The organism is Lysobacter sp. Root494 (assembly GCF_001427225.1).
Taxonomy (GTDB): Bacteria; Pseudomonadota; Gammaproteobacteria; order Xanthomonadales; family Xanthomonadaceae; genus Agrilutibacter.
Genome location: NZ_LMFH01000001.1, coordinates 400,988 through 423,428 on the forward strand (window position 1 = coordinate 400,988; position 22,441 = coordinate 423,428).

The 22,441-nt window shown below is 67.0% G+C and carries 17 protein-coding genes; 6 read left to right on the forward strand and 11 right to left on the reverse strand.

Features of this window, described 5'->3' with window-relative positions:
• Positions 1–21: 21 nt before the first annotated feature.
• The 4 genes from ASD14_RS01630 to ASD14_RS01645 form a co-directional block, all read right to left on the reverse strand.
• A complete protein-coding gene (locus ASD14_RS01630; protein ID WP_056127898.1) occupies positions 22–684 on the reverse strand; it encodes an ATP-binding cassette domain-containing protein in 663 nt (220 codons plus the stop codon).
• Positions 671–1,390: a molybdate ABC transporter permease subunit gene (gene modB / locus ASD14_RS01635; RefSeq protein ID WP_056127903.1), complete on the reverse strand. Its 720-nt coding sequence runs from the start codon at positions 1,388–1,390 to the stop codon at positions 671–673. The genes ASD14_RS01630 and modB overlap by 14 nt, the downstream gene beginning before the upstream one ends.
• Positions 1,391–1,394: 4 nt before the next feature.
• The gene (gene modA, locus ASD14_RS01640; RefSeq protein ID WP_056127906.1) at positions 1,395–2,165 is read right to left on the reverse strand and encodes a molybdate ABC transporter substrate-binding protein; all 771 of its coding nucleotides are present in this window, start codon (positions 2,163–2,165) and stop codon (positions 1,395–1,397) included.
• A 684-nt stretch (positions 2,166–2,849) separates the two neighbouring features.
• A complete protein-coding gene (locus tag ASD14_RS01645) occupies positions 2,850–7,565 on the reverse strand; it encodes a DEAD/DEAH box helicase (RefSeq protein ID WP_235565278.1) in 4,716 nt (1,571 codons plus the stop codon).
• 536 nt (positions 7,566–8,101) lie between these two features.
• On the opposite strand from ASD14_RS01645, the gene ASD14_RS01650 reads away from it, so the two are divergent.
• The 4 genes from ASD14_RS01650 to hemC all read left to right on the forward strand — a co-directional run bounded on the left by ASD14_RS01650 (position 8,102) and on the right by hemC (position 11,847).
• Positions 8,102–8,800, forward strand: a complete 699-nt coding sequence (locus ASD14_RS01650; protein WP_056128868.1) for an alpha/beta hydrolase fold domain-containing protein — start codon at positions 8,102–8,104, stop codon at positions 8,798–8,800.
• Between the two features lie 10 nt (positions 8,801–8,810).
• Complete coding sequence (locus ASD14_RS01655) at positions 8,811–9,917, forward strand: histidine kinase (protein WP_056127910.1); 1,107 nt, start codon at positions 8,811–8,813, stop codon at positions 9,915–9,917.
• Positions 9,918–9,977: 60 nt separating this feature from the next.
• On the forward strand, positions 9,978–10,715 hold the full coding sequence (locus ASD14_RS01660) for a LytTR family DNA-binding domain-containing protein (protein WP_056127913.1): 738 nt from the start codon (positions 9,978–9,980) through the stop codon (positions 10,713–10,715).
• 208 nt (positions 10,716–10,923) lie between these two features.
• On the forward strand, positions 10,924–11,847 hold the full coding sequence (gene hemC / locus ASD14_RS01665) for a hydroxymethylbilane synthase (RefSeq protein WP_056127916.1): 924 nt from the start codon (positions 10,924–10,926) through the stop codon (positions 11,845–11,847).
• A gap of 74 nt (positions 11,848–11,921) precedes the next feature.
• Here the strand turns inward: hemC and ASD14_RS01670 are convergent, their stop codons facing one another.
• From ASD14_RS01670 to ASD14_RS01700, 7 genes are all read right to left on the reverse strand, one after another.
• The gene (locus ASD14_RS01670; protein WP_056127919.1) at positions 11,922–12,560 is read right to left on the reverse strand and encodes a DUF481 domain-containing protein; all 639 of its coding nucleotides are present in this window, start codon (positions 12,558–12,560) and stop codon (positions 11,922–11,924) included.
• A gap of 86 nt (positions 12,561–12,646) precedes the next feature.
• The gene (locus tag ASD14_RS01675; protein WP_056127921.1) at positions 12,647–14,449 is read right to left on the reverse strand and encodes a tetratricopeptide repeat protein; all 1,803 of its coding nucleotides are present in this window, start codon (positions 14,447–14,449) and stop codon (positions 12,647–12,649) included.
• Positions 14,450–14,568: 119 nt separating this feature from the next.
• The gene (locus tag ASD14_RS01680) at positions 14,569–15,522 is read right to left on the reverse strand and encodes a DmsC/YnfH family molybdoenzyme membrane anchor subunit (RefSeq protein WP_056127924.1); all 954 of its coding nucleotides are present in this window, start codon (positions 15,520–15,522) and stop codon (positions 14,569–14,571) included.
• A gap of 142 nt (positions 15,523–15,664) precedes the next feature.
• Positions 15,665–16,528, reverse strand: a complete 864-nt coding sequence (locus ASD14_RS16390; RefSeq protein WP_056127926.1) for a 4Fe-4S dicluster domain-containing protein — start codon at positions 16,526–16,528, stop codon at positions 15,665–15,667.
• A complete protein-coding gene (locus tag ASD14_RS16395) occupies positions 16,525–16,755 on the reverse strand; it encodes a hypothetical protein (RefSeq protein WP_056127929.1) in 231 nt (76 codons plus the stop codon). Before ASD14_RS16395 ends, ASD14_RS16390 begins: the two co-directional genes overlap by 4 nt.
• Positions 16,752–19,646, reverse strand: coding sequence for a molybdopterin oxidoreductase family protein (locus tag ASD14_RS01695; RefSeq protein ID WP_082538663.1), 2,895 nt, complete (start codon positions 19,644–19,646; stop codon positions 16,752–16,754). The genes ASD14_RS16395 and ASD14_RS01695 overlap by 4 nt, the downstream gene beginning before the upstream one ends.
• A gap of 215 nt (positions 19,647–19,861) precedes the next feature.
• On the reverse strand, positions 19,862–20,542 hold the full coding sequence (locus ASD14_RS01700) for a hypothetical protein (protein WP_056127932.1): 681 nt from the start codon (positions 20,540–20,542) through the stop codon (positions 19,862–19,864).
• 169 nt (positions 20,543–20,711) lie between these two features.
• Here ASD14_RS01700 and ASD14_RS01705 point away from each other — a divergent pair, with 169 nt between their 5' ends.
• Complete coding sequence (locus ASD14_RS01705; RefSeq protein ID WP_056127935.1) at positions 20,712–21,680, forward strand: YafY family protein; 969 nt, start codon at positions 20,712–20,714, stop codon at positions 21,678–21,680.
• A 278-nt stretch (positions 21,681–21,958) separates the two neighbouring features.
• Positions 21,959–22,288 carry a hypothetical protein gene (locus tag ASD14_RS01710; protein WP_235565301.1) on the forward strand — a complete coding sequence of 110 codons (330 nt, stop codon included), beginning with the start codon at positions 21,959–21,961 and terminating at the stop codon, positions 22,286–22,288.
• Positions 22,289–22,441: the final 153 nt, after the last annotated feature.

Below are 22,441 nucleotides of genomic sequence, written 5' to 3' on the forward strand. Positions count from 1 at the left end.
GCCTTCGGCTGTGGTGAAGCACTAGCTGGACGCGGTAATCCGCTCAACATCAACCAACTTGCCGCGATCCATCATCAACACCCGATCCGCAAGGAACTCCACTTCCGCCTGCGCATGGCTGACATACAGCATCGGAATCCGCGTCTCGTCCTTCACGCGCTTCAGGAACGGCAGGATCTGCTGCTTCAACCGCTCGTCCAGCGACGACAGCGGCTCATCGAGCAACAGCAATCGCGGCGAATAGAGCAGGGCGCGACCCAGCGCGACGCGCTGGCGCTCACCGCCCGACAACAATGCAGGGCGACGCTCGAGCAGATGGCCGATCTCCAGCAGTTGCAGCACGGTATCGAGCGTGAACAACCGCGACGCGGGTGCAAGGCGCTCGAAGCCGTAGAGCAGGTTGTCGCGCACGCTCAGGTGCGGAAACAGCTGCCCGTCCTGGAAGACGAGGCCGAAATGCCGCCGCCATGCCGGAACGAAGATCTTCCGTGCACGATCCACGAGCACGTCGTCGCGCATGCGCAGCTGCCCGGATTGCGGCTTCAACAGGCCCGCGAGCAACAACAGCAACGTGCTCTTGCCAGAACCCGACGGCCCGCAGATGCCGGTGACACCATTCGCGACATCGGCGCGTGCGTCCAGCTGGAAGCCGCCACGCGCATAACTGAAGTCAAAGCTCAGCATGCGCGCTCCGGTGATCTGTGAAACCGAGACGGCGCTCGGTGCGCGCACTGATCCAGTGGCTCGCCAGCAACGCCGCGACCGCGAGCGCGATCGACAGCAGCGCAAGCCGCATCGCGCCGGCTTCGCCATCGGGCGTGTGCGTGAGCGAATAGATCGCCAGCGGCAACGTGCGGGTTTCGCCGGGAATGTTGCCGACGAAGGCCATCGTCGCGCCAAACTCGCCGAGGCTGCGCGAGAAGCACAGCACGCAACCGGCGATCAGGCCGGGCGCCGCCAGCGGCAGCGTGATCGTGGAAAACACGCGCCAGGGCCGTGCGCCGAGCGTTGCCGCCGCGTGTTCGAGGCGCGCATCGATTAGGCGGAACGCGAGGCGGATCGGCTGCACCATCAGCGGGAACGCCATTACCGCGGAGGCGAGCACTGCGCCCTTCCAGTTGAAAGCCACGACGATTCCGAAACTGCGTTCCAGCCACCCGCCGAGTGGTCCCTGCGTGCCGAGCAGCAACAGCAGCAGATAGCCCGGCACCACCGGCGGCAACACCATCGGCAACTGCACCAGTGCATCGATGAGGAAGCGGCCTGGAAAGCGGCGTCGTTCCAGCCACCATGCGAGCGCGATTGCCGGCGGCAGGCAGGCCAGTGTCGCGAACAGCGCCACCTTGGCCGATAGCCAGAGCGCCTGCGCTTCTTCGGGCGAAAGCCACATGCCGTCAGTCCTCCAGCACGGTGAAGCCGTGGCGGCGGAACACCGCGGCGGCCTGTGGCGTGTGCAGATGATTCAGGAAGGCCGCCGCTTCCGGGCGTGCGTTCTTCACCAGCGCGAAGGGATACACGATCGGCGCATGGGTGTGGGCGGGGAACGCCGCAAGCACTTCGACCTTGCGGCTGATGCGCGCATCGCTCGCGTAGACGATGCCCGCACCGCATTCGCCGCGTTCGACGAACGCCAATGCGGTGCGCACGTCGTCGGCGCCGACGATGCGCGGCTGCAGCGATTGCCACCAGCCGAGTTTCTCAAGGGCTTGTTTCGCGTAGATGCCCACCGGCACGACATCGGGCTCGCCGGTGCACAACTTCCCCTTGAAGGCATCGGCGATGCGGAAGCCGGCTTGCATCTTCGCGTCGAAGCGGTGGCCCTTCGGCGCGATCAGCACCAGCGTATTGCCGAGCATCTCGACGCGTGAGTTGCGGTCGATGCGATTGCGCGCGTCGAGGTAATCCATCCACTTGCGATCGGCGGACGCGAACAGGTCTGCGGGCGCGCCGGCTTCGATCTGCTTCGCGAGCGTCGATGACGCGCCGAAGGCGAGGACGGGCCGCGGATGGCCGGCGCGTTGCCACTGCGTCGCGATCTCCTCGAGCGCGTTGGTCAGGCTGGCGGCGGCGAAGACGCGCGCCGGTGTTTCGGCCACGCGGCCGGCGGCTTGCGGCGAACCGCAGAGCAGCAGGGCGAGGAGCAGGACGAGGCGGAAGGGGGACATGAAGAAACCGCGCGGAGGTCGGTGGATTCTGCCGCAGTGCAGGGCATTGAACCCCGGGAGCGAGGCCAGGTGTGTCGTGAATGCCGTAACCCGGGGAAGCAAAGCGCACCCGGGATGCCTTTCTCTCCGGAGGGAGACGCCCCGGGTGCGCGCGATGCGCTTGTTCGGGTTACCTCGCTACCGGCAGGCTCCGCGGCCGTGCTGGGGGATGCCGACCGCATGGGGTGTGTGACCCCATCGTTAGGGTCTGAAGGTCGATCACATGGGCTCCGCGACCCCATCGTTGGGGTCCGAAAGTCGATCACATGGGCTCTGCGACCCCATCGCTGGGGTCGGAAGGTCGATCACATGGGTTCCGCGACCCCATCGTTGGGGTCCGAAGGTCGATCACATGGGTTCCGCGACCCCATCGTTGGGGTCGGAAGGTCGATCACATGGGCTCTGCGACCCCATCGTTTGGGGTCCGAAGATCGATCACATGGGCTCCGCGACCCATCGTTGGGGTCCGAAAGTCGATCACATGGGGTGCGCGACCCCATCGCTGGGGTGCGACGGTCGATCACATGGGCTCCGCGACCCCATCGTTGGGGTCGGAAAGTCGATCACATGGGGTCCGCGACCCCATCGCAGGGGTCGGAAGGTCGATCACAGGGTTCGCAATCCCGTCGTCGGACCCCGGAATGGCTACGGAAGGGGCGGATCCCGCAGCGCCGACGGCTCGGTGTCCGCCGCGACCGCCTCGGCATCCAGCCAAGCCCGCAGTTCCGCAGGGAAATCGAAGCTGGTGGCATGCAGCTCCGGTTCGCGCATCAGCACCTTGTGCGCGGCGCGCTGTTCGGTGGCGGGCAATACCACCAGCCACGCGACTTCGCCGGCGGCCAGCGTGGCGACGGGCACTCCGTCGCGCCACAGCACGCGCGCGCCGAACTGGCGCGGCACCTTGGTGCCGGCGATGACGGTGCCGACGAGATTCAATGGATCCAGTGCGGAGAGCGCGAGCCACTCGCCGTCCGGCGTGCGCTTACGCATCTGCCGCAGTGCGGCGATCGCTTCGGGCAAGGCGAACTGTTCGCCGGACAGTCCCGCGATGAAGCGGCCGCCGCGGATCTCGCCGCGGGCTTCGAGGCGGTGGTAGACGCGCAGCAGGTCGCGCCACGGCGGCAGCCACGGCGCCTCGCGTTCGAGGATGCGCCAGCACACCACGCCGTAGCGGCGCAGCAAGGTGCGGGCGATGTGGTCGAGGGTATCGGCATCGGGCTTTTGCTTTTGCCCGTCATCCCCGCGAAGGCGGGGATCCAGCGACTTTTGCGCTTTGGCCGCGGAAGCCAAAGGCACTGGATCCCCGCCTTCGCGGGGATGACGAGCTTGAGAGCGGCGCGTCAGCGTCCAGCGCCCCGCATCCTCGATGCCCATCAGCGCCGCGCGCCGGCCGCGCCGTCCGCGGCCTTCGAACGCACTGGGCCGCTTCGATTGCGGCACCAGCAACGCGCGCAGGCCCGCGTAGCTGTCGCAGGTCACGCGGCCGCGCGCGACGAGTTCGGCCAAGGCATCTTCCAGTTCGGTGTGCAACAGGTGCGCGCCCGCGACCAGCTCGTCGAAGAACGAGGCGCCGTGGTCCTTGAGGTAATCGGCGACGCGCTGCGCGCGCGACGACAGCGCAGGGCCGTCGTCGAGCGCGCCGGCGGTGAGCGGCGTCCACAACGGCAGGTGGCGGCGCGGCAGCAGCACGATGGGCGTGGCGCGCACCGGCGCGGTGCGGCCGTTGCCGGCGGCTTCGGACGATGCGCCGCGCAGGCGCGTCCAGGCGATGCGGCCTGCGGTGCACAGGTCGTCGAGCCAGGAGATCGAATAGTCGTTGACGCGCGCCGGCAGCAGTTCGCCTTCCCACGCCGCGGCGGGCGCCTCGAAGCCTTCCAGTTGCGCGAGCACGCCGGCCAGCGCTTCGGGTCCGCTTACGCGCGCCGACTTCGACACGCGCTGCCACTCGAACAGGAAGCGCATGAAGTCGCGGGGTTCGACCGGTTCGATCTCGCGGCGCAGCTTGCCGATGGTGTAGCGGTGGATGCGCGCGAGCAGGTGGCGTTCGCACCATTCCTCTTCGATGGCGTGCGGCGAAAAGCGGCCGCGCATCACGTAGCCCTCGGTTTCGAGCTTCACCAGGGCGAAATCGATGTCCGATTGCGGCAGTGCGAGCGAAGTGGCGAGTGTTGCCGCGGGCGTGGGGCCCAGACCGGTGAGCCGCGAACGCAACAGTTCGACCAGCGCGTCTTCGCGCGTCCAGGTTTCCTGCGCGAATTCGGCGGGCGCTTCGATGGCGGGCTCGCGCCTTACCTGCGGATGCACGGCGTCGGCCTGCGGCAGGCGCTCGGCGGCGAACCACAATTCCTGTAGGAGCGGCCCCGGCCGCGACTCCGCGTCGTCCAGCTGCAGCGGATTCCCTCTGTCGGCGGTCGCGTCCGAGGCCGCTCCTACGATAAGGCGCGTGGCGCGATGGTCTTTTGCCAGCCGCTGGAGCCAGTCCGTCCACGCGTGCGCCTCCGCATCCTCCTGCGTGATGCAGCCCAGACCCATGAGCGCGTCGTGCATCTCGTCGGCGTTGCGCACCTGCGGCCAGGCCTGTTCGCGCACTTCCTCGATCGCAGCCGAGTCGAGGCGGCCGAGATCGTCCGCGCTGTCGGCATCGGCGTAACGACGCGCCATCACTGCCTGCGTGCGGCGTTCTTCCAGCGGTGCGTCGTCGAGGAACGCGTACGGCCGTGCATTCAGCGCTTCCGCGGCGAACGGCGACGGCGCGGTGAGATCGCGCGCGACGACGTCGACTTCGCCGCTCTCCATCTTCCGCAACAGTTCCAGCCAGCCTTCGGTGTCCATCGCCTCGTGCAGGCAGTCGTCCAGCGTCTGCGCGACGAGCGGATGGTCGGGCACCTCGCGTTCGCCGACGATGTTTTCCTGGCACGCGACCTGATCGGGGAACACCGTCGCCAGCAGGTCCTCCGACTTCATGCGCTGCAGCTGCGGGGCGACCTTCTTGCCGCCGATGAAGCGCGGCAGCGCGAGCGCGGTGGTGGCGTTCCATCGCCAGCGCACGCCGAACAGCGGCGCGTCGAGCAGCGCCTGGATGAGGATGTCTTCAGCCGACGAGGAATGCAGGTATTTCGATACTTCGATCAGCGGGAAGCTGTGGCTGGTCGAGAGCGACAGCACGATCGCGTCTTCGGTCGCCGCGGCCTGCAATTCGAAATTGAACTTGCGGCAGAAGCGCTTGCGCAGCGCGAGGCCCCAGGCGCGATTGAGGCGGCTGCCGTAGGGCGAGTGGATGATCAGCTGGGTGCCGCCGGATTCGTCGAAGAAGCGCTCCAGGACGATGGTCTGCTGGGTGGGCATGACGCCGGTCGAGGCCTGCTGGCGGCCGAGATAGTCGGCGAGCTGCAGGGCGGCGGGGGGCGTGAGGCCGACCTCGTCCACCAGCCAGCGCGCGGCTTTTGCAATCGCCCCTTCGTTGAACAGCACGTTGGCGACCTGTGCGGCGGAAGCGGCTTCCTCCGCTTGCGCGGGCGCGCCTGTGTCGTTGTGCGAAGACGGGAGTACAGCGCTTTGCGCGGGAGCCGGGGTCACGCGCGAAGCGACTTCCTCGCGCAGGCGCGACACGCCCCGCGACAACTCATTGCTGCGTCCGGGAGCCTCGCCCAGCCAGAACGGAATACTCGGCGGCATGCCCTGTGCGTCTTCCACGCGCACGCGGCCGGGCTCCACGCGCAGGATGCGGTAGCTGGCGTTGCCGAGCTGGAAGATGTCGCCGGCGATGCTCTCGATGGCGAAGTCTTCGTTGATCGTGCCGATGTTCTGCGACTGCGGTTCGAGCACGACGCTGTAGTCGGCCATGTCGGGAATCGTGCCGCCCGACATCACCGCGGTCATGCGCCCGCCCGCGCGGCCGCGCAGGCGCTTGTGCACGGCATCGCGGTGCAGGTAACCGGCGCGCGTGCCGCGGCGCGTGGTGAAGCCATCCGCCAGCATCTTCACGACCGCATCGAAATCCTTGCGTTCGAGCTTCGCGTACGGCCAGGCGCGGCGGAACCACTCGTAGAGCGCGTCCTCTTCCCATTCGCGCGCGGCGCATTCGGCGACGATCTGCTGTGCGAGCACGTCGAGCGGCGCGGGCGGGATGATCACCGCGTCGAGTTCGCCACGGCGCACGCAGTCGAGCAGCGCGGCGCATTCGGCCAGGTCGTCGCGCGAGGACGGGAACAGCCGTCCCTTCGGCACGCCACCGACATGGTGGCCGGAACGGCCGACGCGCTGCAGGAAGGCGGCGATCGCGCGCGGCGAACCGAGCTGGCAGACGAGGTCGACGTCGCCGATGTCGATGCCCAGTTCGAGCGATGCGGTCGCGACCAGCACCTTGAGCTGGCCGCTCTTCAGGCGTTGCTCGGCGTCGAGGCGCAGCTCCTTGGCGAGGCTGCCATGGTGCGCGGCGACGTGTTCCTTGCCGAGGCGCTCGCCGAGGTGGCGCGCGGCGCGTTCGGCCATGCGCCGTGTGTTGACGAAGACGAGGGTGGTCGAGTGCTGTTCGACCAGCTCGGCCAAGCGCGTGTAGACCTGCTCCCACTGGTCGTTCGACATCACCGCTTGCAGCGGCGTCGGTGGTACTTCCAGCGCGAGGTCGCGCTGTTTCGCGTAGCCGATGTCGATGATTTCGCAGTCGGGTTGATTGTCGTTGTCGACATAGGCGCTGCCGACAAGGAAACGTGCGACTTCGTCGATCGGTTTCTGCGTCGCGGACAGGCCGACGCGCGTGAGACGGCGCCCGCACAGCGCTTCCAGACGCTCCAGCGACAATGAAAGATGGCTGCCGCGCTTGCTCGCGGCCACCGCGTGGATTTCGTCGACGATCACCGTGCGCGCCGTCGCCAGCATCGCGCGGCCGGAGTCGGAACCCAGCAGCACGTACAGCGATTCGGGCGTGGTGACCAGGATGTGCGGCGGCTTCTTGCGCAGCTGCGCGCGTTCGCCCTGCGGCGTGTCGCCGGTGCGCACGGCGGTGCGGATCTCGACGTCGGGCAGGCCCTGGCGCGCGAGTTCTTCGCGGATGCCTTCGAGCGGCGCTTCGAGGTTGAGGTGGATGTCGTTCGACAGCGCCTTCAAGGGCGAGATGTAGACGACGTGGGTTTCGTCCGACAGGCCCTGCGCCAGGCCCTCGCGTACCAGCGCGTCGATCGCGGACATGAAGGCGGTGAGCGTCTTGCCCGAGCCGGTCGGCGCGGCCACCAGGGTGTGGCGGCCGGAACGGATCGCCGGCCAGGCCAGTGCCTGCGCTTCGGTCGGGCCGGGGAAGGCGCGCTCGAACCATGCGGCGACGGCAGGATGAAAACCAGCAAGGGGGGAAGCGGACTGCGACACCTGGTCATTATCCCGCCGCCGCGCGGGCGGGGCCTGAATGGTGGGGGCGCCGCCGTCAAAGGTGAAGTTCAGGCGGATTTGGCCGTGCATCGGGTGAGGATGCGGGGGCGGTGTCTCATGTTGTGAGACGGGGTGTGTTGCAGTTGATTGGCGAACAGCCAGAGCTTCCGCGCCTGAAGGCGCGGGTCACTTTCTCTTGCTTGCCCAAGAGAAAGTAACCAAAGAGAAGGCACCCCGCATGCTCGCGCCCTCCGCTTCGCTCCGGGTCCGCGGACGGGCCGGGGTTTTTCGACAGGACATCCGTGTCCTGTCGAAAAACGCGCGGCATCCATGCCGCGCGCCCTGCGGGCCTGATCCGTCCCGCCCGCCGCTGCGCCACGGGGCCCGTGACGAACAAAGGCAAGGACAAAGGCGCTCTTGCCGCTTCGCAGTTCTTCGTGATCATTGCCGCAAAGCGTGCCGGCAAGCCCGGCACCTACGACAGATTGTCTGCCCACGCTGGCAAGCGCCGGCGTCTGGCCCCCACAATGCCTCGCATGAACGATTCCGCGACCGCCCTGCTCGAAACCGTCGAACACGCAACCGGCCCCGCGCCCGAATGGAGCGTGCTGTGGTTGCACGGCCTGGGCGCCGACGGCAACGACTTCGCCCCGATCGTGCCCGAACTGGTGCGCAATGGTTGGCCCGCGCTGCGTTTCGTCTTCCCCCACGCCCCGGTGCGCGCGGTGACGATCAACAACGGGGTGCGCATGCGCGCCTGGTACGACATCCGCGACATGAATCTCGCCAATCGCGCCGACGAAGCCGGTGTCGACGAATCCGTCGCGCAGACCGAAGCCTTGATCGTGCGCGAAGTCGAACGCGGCATTCCTGCTTCGCGCCTGCTGCTGGCCGGCTTCTCGCAGGGTGGCGCCATCGCACTGGCGACCGCGTTGCGCCGTACCGAACCGCTCGCCGGCGTGATCGCGCTGTCGACGTATCTGCCGATGGCCGAGCGCCTGGTGAAGGAGACGACGCCGGCGGCACCCACGCAGCCGCTGTTCATGGCGCACGGCCAGTTCGATCCGGTGGTGCCGTATGCCGGCGGCGACCTCAGTGCGCGCAAGTTGCGCGAACTCGGCTTCACCGTCGACTGGCACGCGTATCCGATGGCGCACCAGGTGTGCGCGGAGGAGATCCGCGATCTCGGCGACTGGATGGCGCACCGCTTCGCTTCCGCACAAACGCCTGGCTGATCACCCACCCATGGCCCCCCGCGACCCGCAGGAACCCTGGCTACCCGACCTGTGCCGGTTGCCGCGCCTCGCGGTGATGCTGGGCATGGCCGAGCTCGTGGTAGTGGTGCTCGCGCTCGCCCCGGGCGGCGTGCATTGGGACCTGGAACGCTTCGTCACTGCCAGCGGCTTTTCGCTGTGGCTCGCACTCACTGCATCGGTGTTGCTGTGCGTGTCGCGGCACCAGCTGTCGCGCCTTTCGCAGCCGGTGGGCACGGCGCTCGCATTGCTGGGCGGCGGCGCGATCGCGGCGCTGGGCGCGTCCATGGCCCACGTGATCGATACCAGCCTCGGTTACGGACTGGTGCCGCACAACGTGTCGATGCTCCGCTTCGTGTGGGGCTCGGCGGCGATGACGACGCTGATCGTCGCGGTCGTGTTGCGCTACCTGTACGTGAACGACGCCTGGGCCGCGCAGGTGCGTGCCAGCGCGCGCGCCGAAGCCGATGCATTGCAGGCGAGGATCAAGCCGCACTTCCTCTTCAACAGCATGAACACCATCGCCGGCCTGGTGCGCAGCAACCCGGCGGTGGCCGAGCGCGCGGTGCTCGACCTCTCCGACCTGTTCCGCGCCGCACTCGGTGCGGGCGAATCCGATTCCACCCTGCGCGAGGAAGTGGAGCTGTGCGAGCGCTACTTCGCCATCGAGCAGCTGCGCCTCGGGGAACGCCTGCGCGTCGTCTGGCGCCGCGCCGACCTGCTGCCGTGGCGCATGCCGATGCCGCGCCTGGTGCTGCAGCCATTGCTGGAGAACGCGGTGCTGCACGGCGTCTCGCGCCTGCCGGGTGGGGGTGAGATCGAAGTCGAACTCGCCCAGGTCGGCGACGAACTCGCGATCTGCATCCGCAATCCAGCGCCGCCGCCGCGCGAGGGCGACATCCTGCCTACCCTGGGCAACGGGTACGTGACCGATGGAGGCAGGCCCGCCGGCAACCGTCACGCGCAGCAGAGCATCGCCCAGCGGCTTCGTTACGCCTATGGCCCGCGCGCCCGGATGACCGCGGCGTGGAACGAGGGCTACTATCAGGTCGATCTTCGGCTGCCGATCATCACCGGCAGCATCGGCGCCGCCGCGTGAGTGGCAAGTCCAGGGTGGTCAAGTCATGAGTTGCAAGGACACGGGAAGCAAGAGGACCGCATGAAGGTAGTCATCGCCGACGACGAACCTCTGGCGCGCGAACGCCTGCGCGACCTGCTGGCCGAGATCAAGGGCGTGGAAGTCGTCGCTGACGCGGCCGACGGCCACGAAGCCCTGCACGCCTGCGCCACCCATCGACCGGATCTCGTGCTGCTCGACATCGCGATGCCGGGCATCGACGGACTCGAAGCGGCACGCCATCTCGCCGCGTTCGAACCGCGCCCCGCCGTGGTCTTCTGCACCGCGTACGACGCGCATGCGCTGTCCGCCTTCGAAGCCGAAGCGATCGATTACCTGGTGAAGCCGGTCCGCCCCGAGCGCCTCGCCGCCGCGATCGAACGCGTGCGCACGTTCGCCGCAGGCCGCGGACAGGCGACGGCGGCCTCGAGCACGGCTCCCGTCCAGCGCCGCACCCACCTGTGCGCGCGCCTGCGCGGCAGCCTGCGGCTGATTCCAGTGGAGGAGGTGCACTACCTCCACGCCGAGGAGAAGTACGTCATCGTCCACCATGCGCGCGGCGAGGACCTGATCGAGGAGTCGCTGAAGTCGCTGGAGGAGGAATTCGGCGAACGCTTCGTCCGCATCCACCGCAACTGCCTGGTGGCGCGCCACGAAATCGTCGAACTCAAGCGCAGCCCCGATGGCCACGTGCAGGCGATGCTGCGGCATGGCAAGCAGCCGCTGGAAGTCAGCCGCCGCTGCGTGGCGGGGTTGCGGGATACGTTGAAGCATCTTTGATCGTCGAGTAACTCTGGTCGTCGAGTAACTCGTTGGCTTTTTGCCTTTGCTCGTCATTCCCGCGAAGGCGGGAATCCAGTGACTTTGGCTTTGCTTGCGCCATCCATGTCGCGCACCGTGCGGGCCTGGTCTGTCCTACAAAAACCGATTACCTGCTCATTCCCTGCGCGGGGGCGCTGCCGCTCGGCAGGCAGGCGATAATGTCCCCATGACCCGCCTGCTCCGAATCGCCACCCGCAAGAGTCCGCTCGCCCTGTGGCAGAGCGAGCACGTCGCCGCCGCCCTGCGCGCCGCGCATTCCGGCCTCGACGTCGTGCTGGTGCCGATGAGCACGCGTGGCGACGAAGTGCTGGATCGTTCGCTTGCCGCGATCGGCGGCAAGGGCCTGTTCCTCAAGGAGCTCGAGCTGGCGATGCTGCGCGGCGAAGCCGATTGCGCGGTGCATTCGCTCAAGGACGTGCCGATGGAGCTGGAGCCTGGCTTCGCTTTGCCGGCGATCCTGCAGCGCGCCGACCACGCCGATGCGTTCGTCAGCAATCGTTACGACGACATCGACGCGCTGCCGCACGGCGCGGTCGTGGGCACGTCGTCGCTGCGCCGGCAGGCGCAGCTGCGCGCGCTGCGCCCCGACCTGCAGCTGCGCGACCTGCGCGGCAACGTCAACACGCGCCTGGCCAAGCTCGATGCCGGCGAGTACGACGCGATCGTGCTCGCATGCGCGGGATTGCAGCGCCTCGGCTTCGATGCGCGCATCCGTTCGCGCATGGATGCTCCGCAGTGGCTGCCGGCGCCCGCGCAAGGTGCCATCGCGATCGAATGCCGCGAAGACGACGCCGACACGCGCGCGTTGTGCGCAACGCTCGACCACGCCGCCACGCGCACCTGCGTCGAAGCCGAGCGCGCCATGAACCGCGCGCTGCACGGCAGCTGCCACGTGCCGGTCGCCGCCTTCGCGCGGTTGGATGGCGAACGCCTGTACTTGCACGGCCTGGTGGGTTCCGCCGCAGACGGCCGCGCGATCCGCGCTCAGGCGCAGGGCCGCGGCAACGCGCCCGAGGGCCTCGGGCTGGAGGTCGCGCAATCGCTGCAGCAGCAGGGCGCCGGCGAGTTGATCGCGGCGAGCGGGGCGTAGGACGGCGTAACGTGCGTTGTGCGCACGTAGCTTGCGTGATGCAGCGTTTGCGCGCGCAGCTGGCGCTACGAACGTCAGAACCGCCGCCGCAACCCTAGCCAGGCTTCGGCCGTATCGCTGCCGCTCGCACCCTGCGAGTCGTAGCGGATCACGTAATCGGTTTCGAGTTCCCAATCGCTGGGAAGCTCCACGTCGACGCCGAGCATCTGCTTGACGAAGCGCTCGCCGTTGCCGGTTTCGAACTGCACGCGCTGGCTCCACTGCGCGCGTTCGCCCAGGCGCTGGCCGATGCTGATGCCGCCGCGGAAAACCGGCCCCGGCAGCGACACGCCGTCGTCGTACAGCGGCGCGAAGCGGTAACCCGCGCCGAATTCGACACCCAGCTGCGTATCGCTGTCGCGTACCAGTTGCAATCCATAACGCGTGCCGATGCGCCAGTCGTTGGAGTACGCCGCGCGCGATTCGCGCGACCGCGCGGGTGCACTCAGCGGCCGTGCCGCGCGCAAGCCGGGCAGGCGCGGTCGTCGTTTCGACGATACCGGCAGCGGTTCCAGCTGGCGCTTCCACTCCTCGTCACCGCATTCCACCTGCAGGCAGTCCGGGCGAAACCAGATCGGATCGATGCTGATCGGTTCCACGGGCACGGCTTCCTGCACCGGCATCGGCGTGGTCAGGAAGGGACTGACGATGGCGAGGAACCACTGGGCGAGCATCGCGTGGGGCGGCCGGAGCGCGAGTTGGCGTCCATGATGCCGTCGCGCGTCCCTGCATGAAAGCCGGAGAGGCGATGCGCCTCACACTATGGCGAGGGCACCAGGTCGAATGCGACGGTCATACGCGGCTCGGTATCGTCGAAGGGCACGGTGCCGTGCCACATGTACGAGGGAAACAGGACCAGCCTGCCTGGTCGTGGACGGAGGACGCGACGCGGGGGCAGTCCGAGTCCCATATCGAGTGGAGGCTGTCCGAACTGGATGCAGCCCGCGGTCGAGGACTCAGCTGCCGACAGCATCGAGGGCGGCAATTTCACGTAGAACGCGGAACTGATCCATCCCTGGGAATGGATATGGTTGACGTGACGGCCTGCCGCCCGAAGCTTTACCGACCAAGAACCGGCATACCGCATGCGGGGAGATTTCCGGCGCAGGAAGGGGTGCTCGCGATCCAAGGGCAGCGTCGATAGCCAGCGCCCGACCGTGTCCTGCAACAGTCTTGCGGTCGATTCGATAACGGGGTTCGTCCGGCCGAACAGTTGTCCGGGTGTCTGTGAACCGCCGCGTACGCTTTCGGGAATCGGCTCGCGCGCGGCCAGATGCAATTCGTCGAGGGTTGCATTCAACGCGCCGAGGAATTCCTGCGTGCTCCCAAAGCCGGGAGGCGGATCGATGTCGATCGGCTGTATCAGCCGCTCGTAATCGCATAGCCAGAACTCGCGCTCGTCGCCCAGCAGGCGCCATGCGGTGGCGAGATAGGCAAGGGCCTGCTGGTTTCCGGGATCCTGTTGCAGAACGTCGCCGGCGCGTTCGGTCGCCGATATCCACTCACCGCTGACCAGCAGGTGGCGCGTGTAGGCATTGAGGAAGTCGGGGCTGCGTTCGCCGCTGTCGATCAGCGAGGCATACAGGGCGTTGGCGCTTTCGGTGCGTCCGCTCCGTGCGAGCGCATCTGCATGCATTCGCATCAACAACGGGGAGTCGCTTCGATTGCGCACATGTTCCGCGCGGGCTGCCGCCTCTTCGGCCTTGTTCGACTCGAGCAACAGGGCGAGATACGAGGTCTGCAACCCAAGATTCGAGGGTTGCGCATCCGCGGCAGCGGCGAAGAGAGCGAAGGGATCTTCCGCGACGTCCAGCGTCGGCCCGTATTCCCATAGCAGGCTGGCCAGTGTCCGGTGACCGTCTGCGAAGGCAGGGTGTTCCGCGACCAGGCGCCGGGCGCGACTCATCGCCTCCGCGATCCGGCCTGTGTCCGTGAACGCACCTACCAGTGCGTCGTGCACCTCGGGGCCGTGATAGCCCAGGGTTTGGGCATGTTCGTAACAGGGAATGGCTTCCGTCGCGCGCCCGAGCAGCCGCAAGACCGCGCCGAGATTGATGAATGCACTTGCAGAACGGGGGTCGAGCGCAATGGCGTTGCGGAAAGCGGTTTCCGCCAGCGCGAACTCGCCTTCGGCGCGTCTGGCATTGCCCAGGTAGTGCCAGGCGCGTGCCGAGGGCTGCAGCGCGAGTGCCCGCTCGAAAGCCGTTGCCGCTTTACGGTTGTGACCGATGGACAACTCGGCCGCGCCCAGATCCATCCAGGCCTGGAGGTGGCCCGGATTCGCCTCAGTCGCACGGCGCCATAACGGGATCGCTTCGTGCACGCGGCCTGCGCTCCGCAACAGGGTGGCCAGGTTGGCCAGCACATGCGGGTGGGCCGGCGCGAGCCGCAGTGCCTGCGCGAATTCACGTTCCGCTTCGTCAGCGTCGCCGGTGCGCGCCAGACAAATCGCCAGCAGTTGACGCGCCTCGACATTCATCGGGCTCGCTGCCACGAGTTGGCGCGCCAGCGCGAGTGCCTCGGGCAGCGCACCACTGCGGAGCAGCCCCATGGCGGTATTCATCCGCTGCGCCTGTGGCGAATCAGGCGTGTGCAAGGCGGCCACCAGTGGAGCGAACGCCGTTGCGCGGCGGCGCGCTGCAACACCATGCGTAAGCACTGCTCGACATCGACGCGTGCGCCTCAGTAGTACAGCGTGACCAGGTGCCGCGCTTCGGCGAAAAACAGCCAGCGTTCGACCACCGCACCGAGCAGCGCGCTAATTGCGGCCGCGGTGAGCCAGGGCCCCGTGTCGAGGTGCACGAACAGCCAAACCGGCAGCATGAGCAAAGTCGGAAGGACCGCAAACAGCGCCAAGGCGACGATCCGCAGCCGGCGCGAGTGCTTGCGGGCGACCACGAAACCCATTTCGCGGGTGAGGTAATTCGACTCGGTATGCGGGCGCTCGAACACGCTGACATCGCGGCCTGGCAGCCCGACCGCATCGGCGCGGGTCTGGGCCAGCGGCGTGGTGTCTATGTCGCGCCAGTAACGCCACTTCAGCACGGCCACGACGGTCGCTATGGCTATTCCGGCCATTGCCACCCCGTTGCCGACATAACCATCGAAGCCAATCAGTGCACTGCACAGCAGGCCGCCGGTCAGCAGCGAGAACAGCAGGTACACCGGCACCACGAATGCATGCCGCCAGGCCGGGACCGGTTTCAGCGATGCATAGATCATGGCCGTGCATACGACGGTGATGAGCGCGCACGCGACCAGCGCTAGTGCCGCGATCACACCCAGCATGTTGGCCATCACGGGTGCGCCTTCGGCATCCGGCGACAACATGCCGGGCAGGAGCATCGCGGCCACCAGCACCGCCGGCACGTAGGTTGCGATCGCCATCACGCCTTCGCGCGACAGCCACGAGGTGCGCCACTGCGAGAACGCACGCCAGGCGCGCGATGGTTTTCCCAGGTGCGCCATCGAGCTGAGCAGGCCGACGGTCACCATCATCAGTCCGAGGGCCACGCAGGCCAGCAGTGGTCGTGCGCCGGCCCAACGGAACACGGCGGCGATCGCGCTGCAGATCAGCAGGCCATAGCCGGCGCCCGAGAGTGTTGTGAAGAAGATGACGGAGAACGCGGGATGCATGTCGAAAACCGGTTGAGCTAAATCATCGTCATTCCCGCGAAGGCGGGAATCCAGCGGCTCTCTATTTTGCGGTCCATCGCGAAAGTCACTGGATTCCCGCCTTCGCGGGAATGACTAAATGGGAGTTGCATGCTACGGGCATTCATCGCGACAGCACCCGATCGAGCCAGCGCAGCACAGGCGGCAATGCCGTCGTGTCCAGCGTTTCGGTTTCCGCTACCGGATCGTTCTTCGCTGCTTCGTTGCCCGCGCGGCGCGGCCGCGGCGGCAGGTAACGATTGACCGGTGCATAGCCCAGTTCCGGCATCAGCGCGACACCGCCGCGCTCGGCCACGAGCTTCGATACTTTCGATTCCGGGTCGCCAAGATCGCCGAAATGGCGCGCGCGGGTCGGGCAGACCTGCACGCAGGCCGGTTCGCGCTCGGCCTCGGGCAGGTTCTCGTTGTAGATGCGGTCGATGCACAGCGTGCATTTCTTCATCACGCCTTCGACCGGCGAATATTCGCGTGCGCCGTACGGGCACGCCCACGAGCACAGCTTGCAGCCGATGCACTTGTCCTCGTCGACCAGCACGATGCCGTCTTCGGCGCGCTTGTAGCTCGCGCCGGTCGGGCACACGGTGACGCACGCCGGTGTCTCGCAATGCAGGCAGGAGCGCGGGAAGTGCAGGGTCATCGCCGGCTGCGCGGCGAGCTGCTGCGCGAGTGGCGTGGTCGAACTGCAGGCGGTCGAAGACGTGCTCTGCGCAAGATTGAGCGCGTTGTGTTCGCCCGGATCATGCGCGGGCGTGGTGAAGTCGGTTGCGGCGACCTCGTAGCTGTGTACGCGGTTGAACCACACGCCGCTGGGTTCCTTGCCGTAGGGCTGTTCGTCGGTGAGCGGGGCCGCGAAACCGCCGCTGTTCCATTGCTTGCAGCCAACCGCGCAGGCGTGGCAACCCACGCAGGTGTCGAGGTCGATCACCAGGCCGAGCTTCTTCGGCGAAGGCGGAGGCAGCGACGTCACTTCTTTCCCTTTCCGTTCATGCGCGCCGATTTCAGCAGCCACAGCCCGATCGCAAACAGGCCCAGCGCCATCAGCACGCTCGGCGCCAGCGCGATCAGCACCGCGCCCATCGAGGATGCCTGCGCGAGCGAAGCGCCGACCGGATCGATCACGCCGTAACCCAGCGACAGGATCAATGCGAAGCCGGCCGCGACGCAGGAGAAGCCGGCGAGCTTGCGTGCGGTCATGCCTGTTCCTCTTCGGCGCGCGCCGCGCGGGTCGATTCGTCTTTTGCTTCCGCGCGGGACGCGCGGAAGACAGCGCCATAACGTAGTGGCCGGTTGTCGGCTTCGCCCATCTTCAATGGCGCAAATTGCGGCGCGCTTTCGCTGGCGTGCTCGGCCTTCGCGATGCGCACGCGCAGGTCGAACCATGCGGCCTGTCCGGTGACCGGGTCGGCGTTGAAGTAATCCCCGCGCGGGGTGATGTCGCTGATCAGGTGGTTGAGCAGGAAACCCTGCCTGCCTTCGGGTGCATCCTTGTCGAGGCGCCACGCGCCCTTGCGCTTGCCGATCGCGTTCCAGGTCCACACGGTGTCGGGTTGCATGTTGGCGGCGAACTTTGCCTGCACGGTGATCGTGCCGTGGTGCGAGGTCACGGTGATCCAGTCCTCGTCGGCCAACCCGTACTTCGCACCGGTGGCCGGATGCAGGTAGAGATAATTGCGCGTCGCGATCTGGCGCAGCCATGCGTTCTGCGAACCCCACGCGTGGTACATGAACATCGGGCGCTGGGTGATGGCGCTGAGCGGGAACTGTTCGTCCACGCCGGCGATCTGGTCGCCTTCGAACGGCTCGTACCAGATCGGCAGCGGATCGAAATACGTCGCCACGCGCTCGCGATGCTGCAGAGGCGGCTGGTGCCCGCCGAAGCCCTGGGCGGCGAGGCGGAACTTCTGCAGCGTCTCCGAATACAGCTGCAGCGTGATCGGCGCCGTGCCGGCGAGGAAGCCCATCTTCTGCGCCCATTCGAGGTAGCCGCGGTTGGCCATCTTGTAATAGCGCGCGTCCTCGGGAATCTCGCTGCGCCAGAAACCGTCGTTCTCGATGTACCGCTGCAGTTGTTCGGGATTCGGTGCGCCCTTGGCTTCCAGTGAGCCGTCCTCGCCACGCCAGCCGGCGAGCAGGCCCACGCCTGGCGCGCGTTCGTGGCGCTGGATGTAGTCGGCGTAGTCGCGGTACTTCGGCGAACCGTCATCGTTGCACAGGCCTGGCAGGCCAAGCCGCGCGCCGAGATCGATCAGCACGCTCTGGAAGCCGCGCACGTCGCGGCCCTCGCGTTGTTTCGCCGGATCGAGCACCGGGTGGCGGATCGCGTCGATCGCGGCATCGGCATCGGAAATGGGGCGGTCGAGCAGCGAGATCGCATCGAAACGCTCGAGATAGGTCGTGTCCGGCAGGACCAGGTCGGCGTAGGCGACCATCTCGGATGCGTACGCATCGGCGTAGATGATGCGTGGAATCCGGTACTCGCCGCTTTCGTCGCGATCGGTGAGCATCGCGATCGTCTCGCGCGTGTTCATCGATGAGTTCCAGCTCATGTTCGCCATGAACATCATCAGCGTGTCGATCCTGTAGGGATCGCCGGCCCACGCGTTGCGGATCACACCATGCATCATGCCGTGGGCCGACAGCGGATACGCCCACGAATAGGCGTGGTCGATGCGTCGCGGATGGCCCTGCGCATCGACGACGAGATCCTCGGGTGAATGCACGAAACCAAGCGGCGCCGCATCGAGCACGCCATTGGGCTGGCGCGATTTGCCGGGCCGGTTCGGTGGCGCAATCGGTTTCGGGAACGGTGGCTGGTAGCGGAACGAGCCCGGCGTATCCACCGCGCCGAGCAGCAATTGCAGCAGATGGAGGGCACGACAAGTGTGGAAACCATTGCTGTGCGCGCTGATGCCGCGCATTGCATGCATGGCGACGGGACGGCCGATCATTTCGCTGTGTTCGCGTCCGTGCGCGTCCGTCCACTTCACCGGCAGCCGGATCTCGTTGTCGAACGCGGCTTCGGCCAGCTCGCGCGCGATGCGCTGGATGGTGTCGGCGGGAATGCCGCAGCGCTCGCTGACCGCATCCGGCGCGTATTGCGGGTCGAGATAGCGCTCGACGATGAGATGGAAAACGGGCACGGCGCGGCGGCCATCGGCCAGCGTTACTTCACCGACCACCGCAGGTGCGACATCGATCGAATTCGCATCGGCGGGCGCATTCGCGTGCTTGTCGAAGCACTGCGGTTTCCCTTCGGCATCGCGCACGAACAATCCGTCGTCGCTTCCACCGGGATTCCGCACCACGAGCCAATGCGCATTCGTGTAGCGCACCATATAGTCCAGATCGATGCGATCGGCCTTCAGCAATTCATGGATCAGCGCGAATGCGAACAGGCCATCGGTGCCAGGCCGGATGCCGATCCATTCGTCCGCGATCGCGCCATAACCGGTACGCACCGGATTGACCGCGACGATCTTCGCGCCATGCGCCTTGAGCTTGCCGAGGCCGAGCTTGATCGGATTGGAGTCGTGGTCTTCGGCCACGCCCCACATCATCAGGTACTTCGCGTGCTCCCAGTCGGGCTCGCCGAATTCCCAGAACGAACCGCCGAGCGTGTACAGCCCGCCCGCGGCCATGTTCACTGAGCAGAAGCCGCCGTGCGCGGCGTAATTGATGGTGCCGAACTGCTGCGCCCACCAGCCGGTGAGTGCCTGCGACTGGTCGCGGCCGGTGAAGAAGGCGAGTTCGTCAGGATTGCGCTCGCGGATCGGCGCGAGCCACGAGGTCGCGATCTCCAGCGCTTCGTTCCATTCGATCTCGCGGAACTGGGCCTTGCCGCGTTCGCCCACGCGCAGCAGCGGTTTGTCGAGCCGCGCCGGCGAGTAGTGCTGCATGATGCCGGCCGAGCCCTTCGCGCAGAGCACGCCCTTGTTGACCGGGTGCCCGGGATTGCCCTGGATGTAACGCACCTTGCCGTCGGCCAGCCACACCTTGATGCCGCAGCGACAGGCGCACATGTAGCAGGTGGTGGTCCTGAACCCGTCCCCGGGAGACGGGGACAGGTTGATGTCCGGTTCCTTCATGCTTCAGTCCGCCATGAATGGCGGACCCTCAGGCCACATGCGCGATGCCACTGGCATCGCGAAGGCATGCGGCCTTCGATGCACGGTGACGGCGAATAGTCGATCACGGGCGGTCCGGGCAGTCGCATGGGTGCGCATTGTAGGCGCGTTCGCAGCCGCTGCCTTCGAAGCCGCGCAAATCCGGCGGGATCCGCTCGGCTCGTGAATCCACCCGCTTATTGCGGCGGATCGATCCGGATCGCCGGATCGTTGAAGCGCGAGTAGCGCACGACCATGCGCACGTTCTCGTTGCCCTGGCCGGCGATTTCCATCTTCAGCGGATAGCCCTCGCCGCTGATCCAGATCGTGGATTCGCTGGGCCGCGGCTGCGTGTTGCGGATCAGGAATTTGCGCGCGCGCTGGCCGTCGATGCTGTCGCTGCCGAGCGCTTCCACGGTCATCGTCGCCTTGTTCGCCTCCAGCTGCGCCGGATCGCGGTACTGGGTGACCTGGCCCTTGGGCAGCGCCATCTTCATCGTGCGCCCGTTCATCGTCATGTACATGGTGTCGCCGATCACGTACTGCGTGCCCATCGGCGTCTTCATGCGGAAGCGGTCCGGCGCGGCGAAGTCCATGTCCATGGTCATGTCGCCCTTCGGCGTCGACGTCGTCATGTCGGCATGGAAACTCCTGACGCCGAGGAACGCCTCCATCGCCTTGCTCATCTCGTCCTTCGCGCTCAGTGGATTGATCGCTTCCACCGCATCCGCCAGCGATGAGGACGCGCTCGCCACCGGCGCCGTGGCTTCCGCCGCGGTAGGCATGTGCAAGGACGCTTCATCACGCGAGCATCCACCTGCGAAAGCCAGGCCAACGGCGGCGAGCAGCACGGAAACGGATGGACGCAGCGCGGTCATGCGGAGGCTCCGGAAAAGAAGGTGGGGACTGTCACGAAAACGGCAAAGGCACGTCCGGTCCGGCCAGCACTGAACCTGTCGCGGGTTTTTCGCCATACTGGCGGCCGCTCGCCGACCATGCCGCCCGCGCGGCCATGCGTGGCCACTCTCCCCAGGCTCGCCGACCCACATGGAACGCATCGAACGCATCCACGCCCTGCATCGCATCCTCAGCGCGGCCCGTTACCCGGTAACGGTGCAGCGGCTGCAGGAGGACCTGGAATGCTCGCGCGCGACGGTCTATCGCGACCTCGCCTACCTGCGCGACTATCTGATGGCGCCGGTGATCGGCAATGGCGAGGCGGGATTCCGCTATGACCACAACGACGCGCAGCGCTTCGAGCTGCCGGGCCTGTGGCTGAGTTCGGAAGAACTGCATGCGCTGCTCGCCGCGCAGCAGCTGCTCATGCGCAGCGGCGGCGGGATGCTCTCGAATGCGCTCGCGCCCCTGCAGCAGCGCATCGAGAAACTGCTCGACGAACACGCGGGCGGACGCCGGCTTCCGGTCGAACGCGTGCGCGTCGTCCCGCACCGCACCCGCAGGCTCGACGAAACCGCGTTCCGCGCGGTCGCCACCGCGGTGCTGGACCGCAAGCAGCTCAGCTTCGAATACCGCGCGCGCTCGACCGACGAGAAAACGCGCCGCATGGTGTCGCCGCAACGCCTGACCCACTATCGCGACAACTGGTATCTCGATGCGTGGGACCACGACCGCGACGCGCTGCGCAGCTTCTCGGTGGATCGCATCAGCGCGGCAAAGGTGCTCGAGGACGCCGCCATCGACCGTGCGGACGAGGAACTCGACCAGCACCTGGCGTCGAGCTACGGCATCTTTTCCGGCACACCCAAGGGCTGGGCGACGATCCTGTTCAGCGCCAAGGCGGCGCGCTGGGTTGCTGACGAACACTGGCACTCGCAGCAGCAGGGCCGCTACCTGCCCGACGGCCGCTACGAACTGAAGGTGCCCTACAGCGCGGGCCGCGAACTGCTGATGGACGTGATGCATTACGGCAGCGATGCGGAGATCGTCGAGCCGGCGTCACTGCGGGAGCAGGCGCGTTCGTTGCTCGGGTTGGCGCTGAGCAATTACGACCGCTGAGGGCCAGGTAGAACGTGTGGCCCCCGGGCTACACGCTTTCGCTTTTGCTCGTCGTTCCCTCGAAGCTTTTTCTCGTCATTCCGCGAATCCGGTGTCCTTGCTCTTCGGAAGTTTCGGTCATTGAACGAAAGTCGCTGGATTCCCGCCTTCGCGGGAATGACGATCGCGAGGAGTCGCTTTCGCAGGAATGACGACCGTTGTTTCCGGGGATGTCCACCCGTCGCAGCTTGTGAGACCTCCCCCCGCCACGCTGGCTCCCACACCCAAGGGAGCCCGCCATGCGCCACGATCCTGACCACGACACCGTTTCCACCGGCGGCCTTGAAGCCCGCCTCGAAGACACGCTGAAGTACGCGCTCGCGATCGGTGGCGTGCTGGTCCTGCTGCTGCCGGGCGCACGTGGTTTCAGTGAAACCCTGGGCTGGCTGCCCCTGTGGCTGCTCGGCATGCCCGCGGCCGCGTTCTGGGCGCTGAAGCGCTTCCCGCTCCCGCACCGTGCGGTGGAGGAGATGGCGGCAATGCCCGTGTCGCGCCGCCTCCGTTCCGGTCCGCAGGCGCGGCGCCGGGCCCGCGGTGTCGCGCGCCGTGTGCTTTCGCGGGCCGCATGAAGCCTTCACGGCTGCGGCCTGATCCCGCAAAGGCAACATGACCTTGGGCAGGGCGGCCGGAGCGCCGCCGCATGCTAGCGTCGGGTCCTTTCCGCCGCCCGTACGCCCATGCCCACAACATCGAAGTTTCCTGGACCGTCCGCCCTCAAGTCG

Excerpts from the sequence above, each read along its gene's own strand:
- ASD14_RS01700 (WP_056127932.1), bottom strand. The coding sequence starts at position 20,542 with ATGACCGCGCTGCGTCCATCCGTTTCCGTGCTGCTCGCCGCCGTTGGC.
- modA (WP_056127906.1), bottom strand. The coding sequence starts at position 2,165 with ATGTCCCCCTTCCGCCTCGTCCTGCTCCTCGCCCTGCTGCTCTGCGGT.
- ASD14_RS01680 (WP_056127924.1), bottom strand. The coding sequence starts at position 15,522 with ATGCATCCCGCGTTCTCCGTCATCTTCTTCACAACACTCTCGGGCGCC.
- ASD14_RS01630 (WP_056127898.1), bottom strand. The coding sequence starts at position 684 with ATGCTGAGCTTTGACTTCAGTTATGCGCGTGGCGGCTTCCAGCTGGAC.
- ASD14_RS01695 (WP_082538663.1), bottom strand. The coding sequence starts at position 19,646 with ATGAAGGAACCGGACATCAACCTGTCCCCGTCTCCCGGGGACGGGTTC.
- ASD14_RS01705 (WP_056127935.1), top strand. The coding sequence starts at position 20,712 with ATGGAACGCATCGAACGCATCCACGCCCTGCATCGCATCCTCAGCGCG.
- ASD14_RS01670 (WP_056127919.1), bottom strand. The coding sequence starts at position 12,560 with ATGCTCGCCCAGTGGTTCCTCGCCATCGTCAGTCCCTTCCTGACCACG.
- ASD14_RS01660 (WP_056127913.1), top strand. The coding sequence starts at position 9,978 with ATGAAGGTAGTCATCGCCGACGACGAACCTCTGGCGCGCGAACGCCTG.
- ASD14_RS01655 (WP_056127910.1), top strand. The coding sequence starts at position 8,811 with ATGGCCCCCCGCGACCCGCAGGAACCCTGGCTACCCGACCTGTGCCGG.
- ASD14_RS01710 (WP_235565301.1), top strand. The coding sequence starts at position 21,959 with ATGCGCCACGATCCTGACCACGACACCGTTTCCACCGGCGGCCTTGAA.
- ASD14_RS01650 (WP_056128868.1), top strand. The coding sequence starts at position 8,102 with ATGAACGATTCCGCGACCGCCCTGCTCGAAACCGTCGAACACGCAACC.
- hemC (WP_056127916.1), top strand. The coding sequence starts at position 10,924 with ATGACCCGCCTGCTCCGAATCGCCACCCGCAAGAGTCCGCTCGCCCTG.
- modB (WP_056127903.1), bottom strand. The coding sequence starts at position 1,390 with ATGTGGCTTTCGCCCGAAGAAGCGCAGGCGCTCTGGCTATCGGCCAAG.
- ASD14_RS16395 (WP_056127929.1), bottom strand. The coding sequence starts at position 16,755 with ATGACCGCACGCAAGCTCGCCGGCTTCTCCTGCGTCGCGGCCGGCTTC.
- ASD14_RS01675 (WP_056127921.1), bottom strand. The coding sequence starts at position 14,449 with ATGAATACCGCCATGGGGCTGCTCCGCAGTGGTGCGCTGCCCGAGGCA.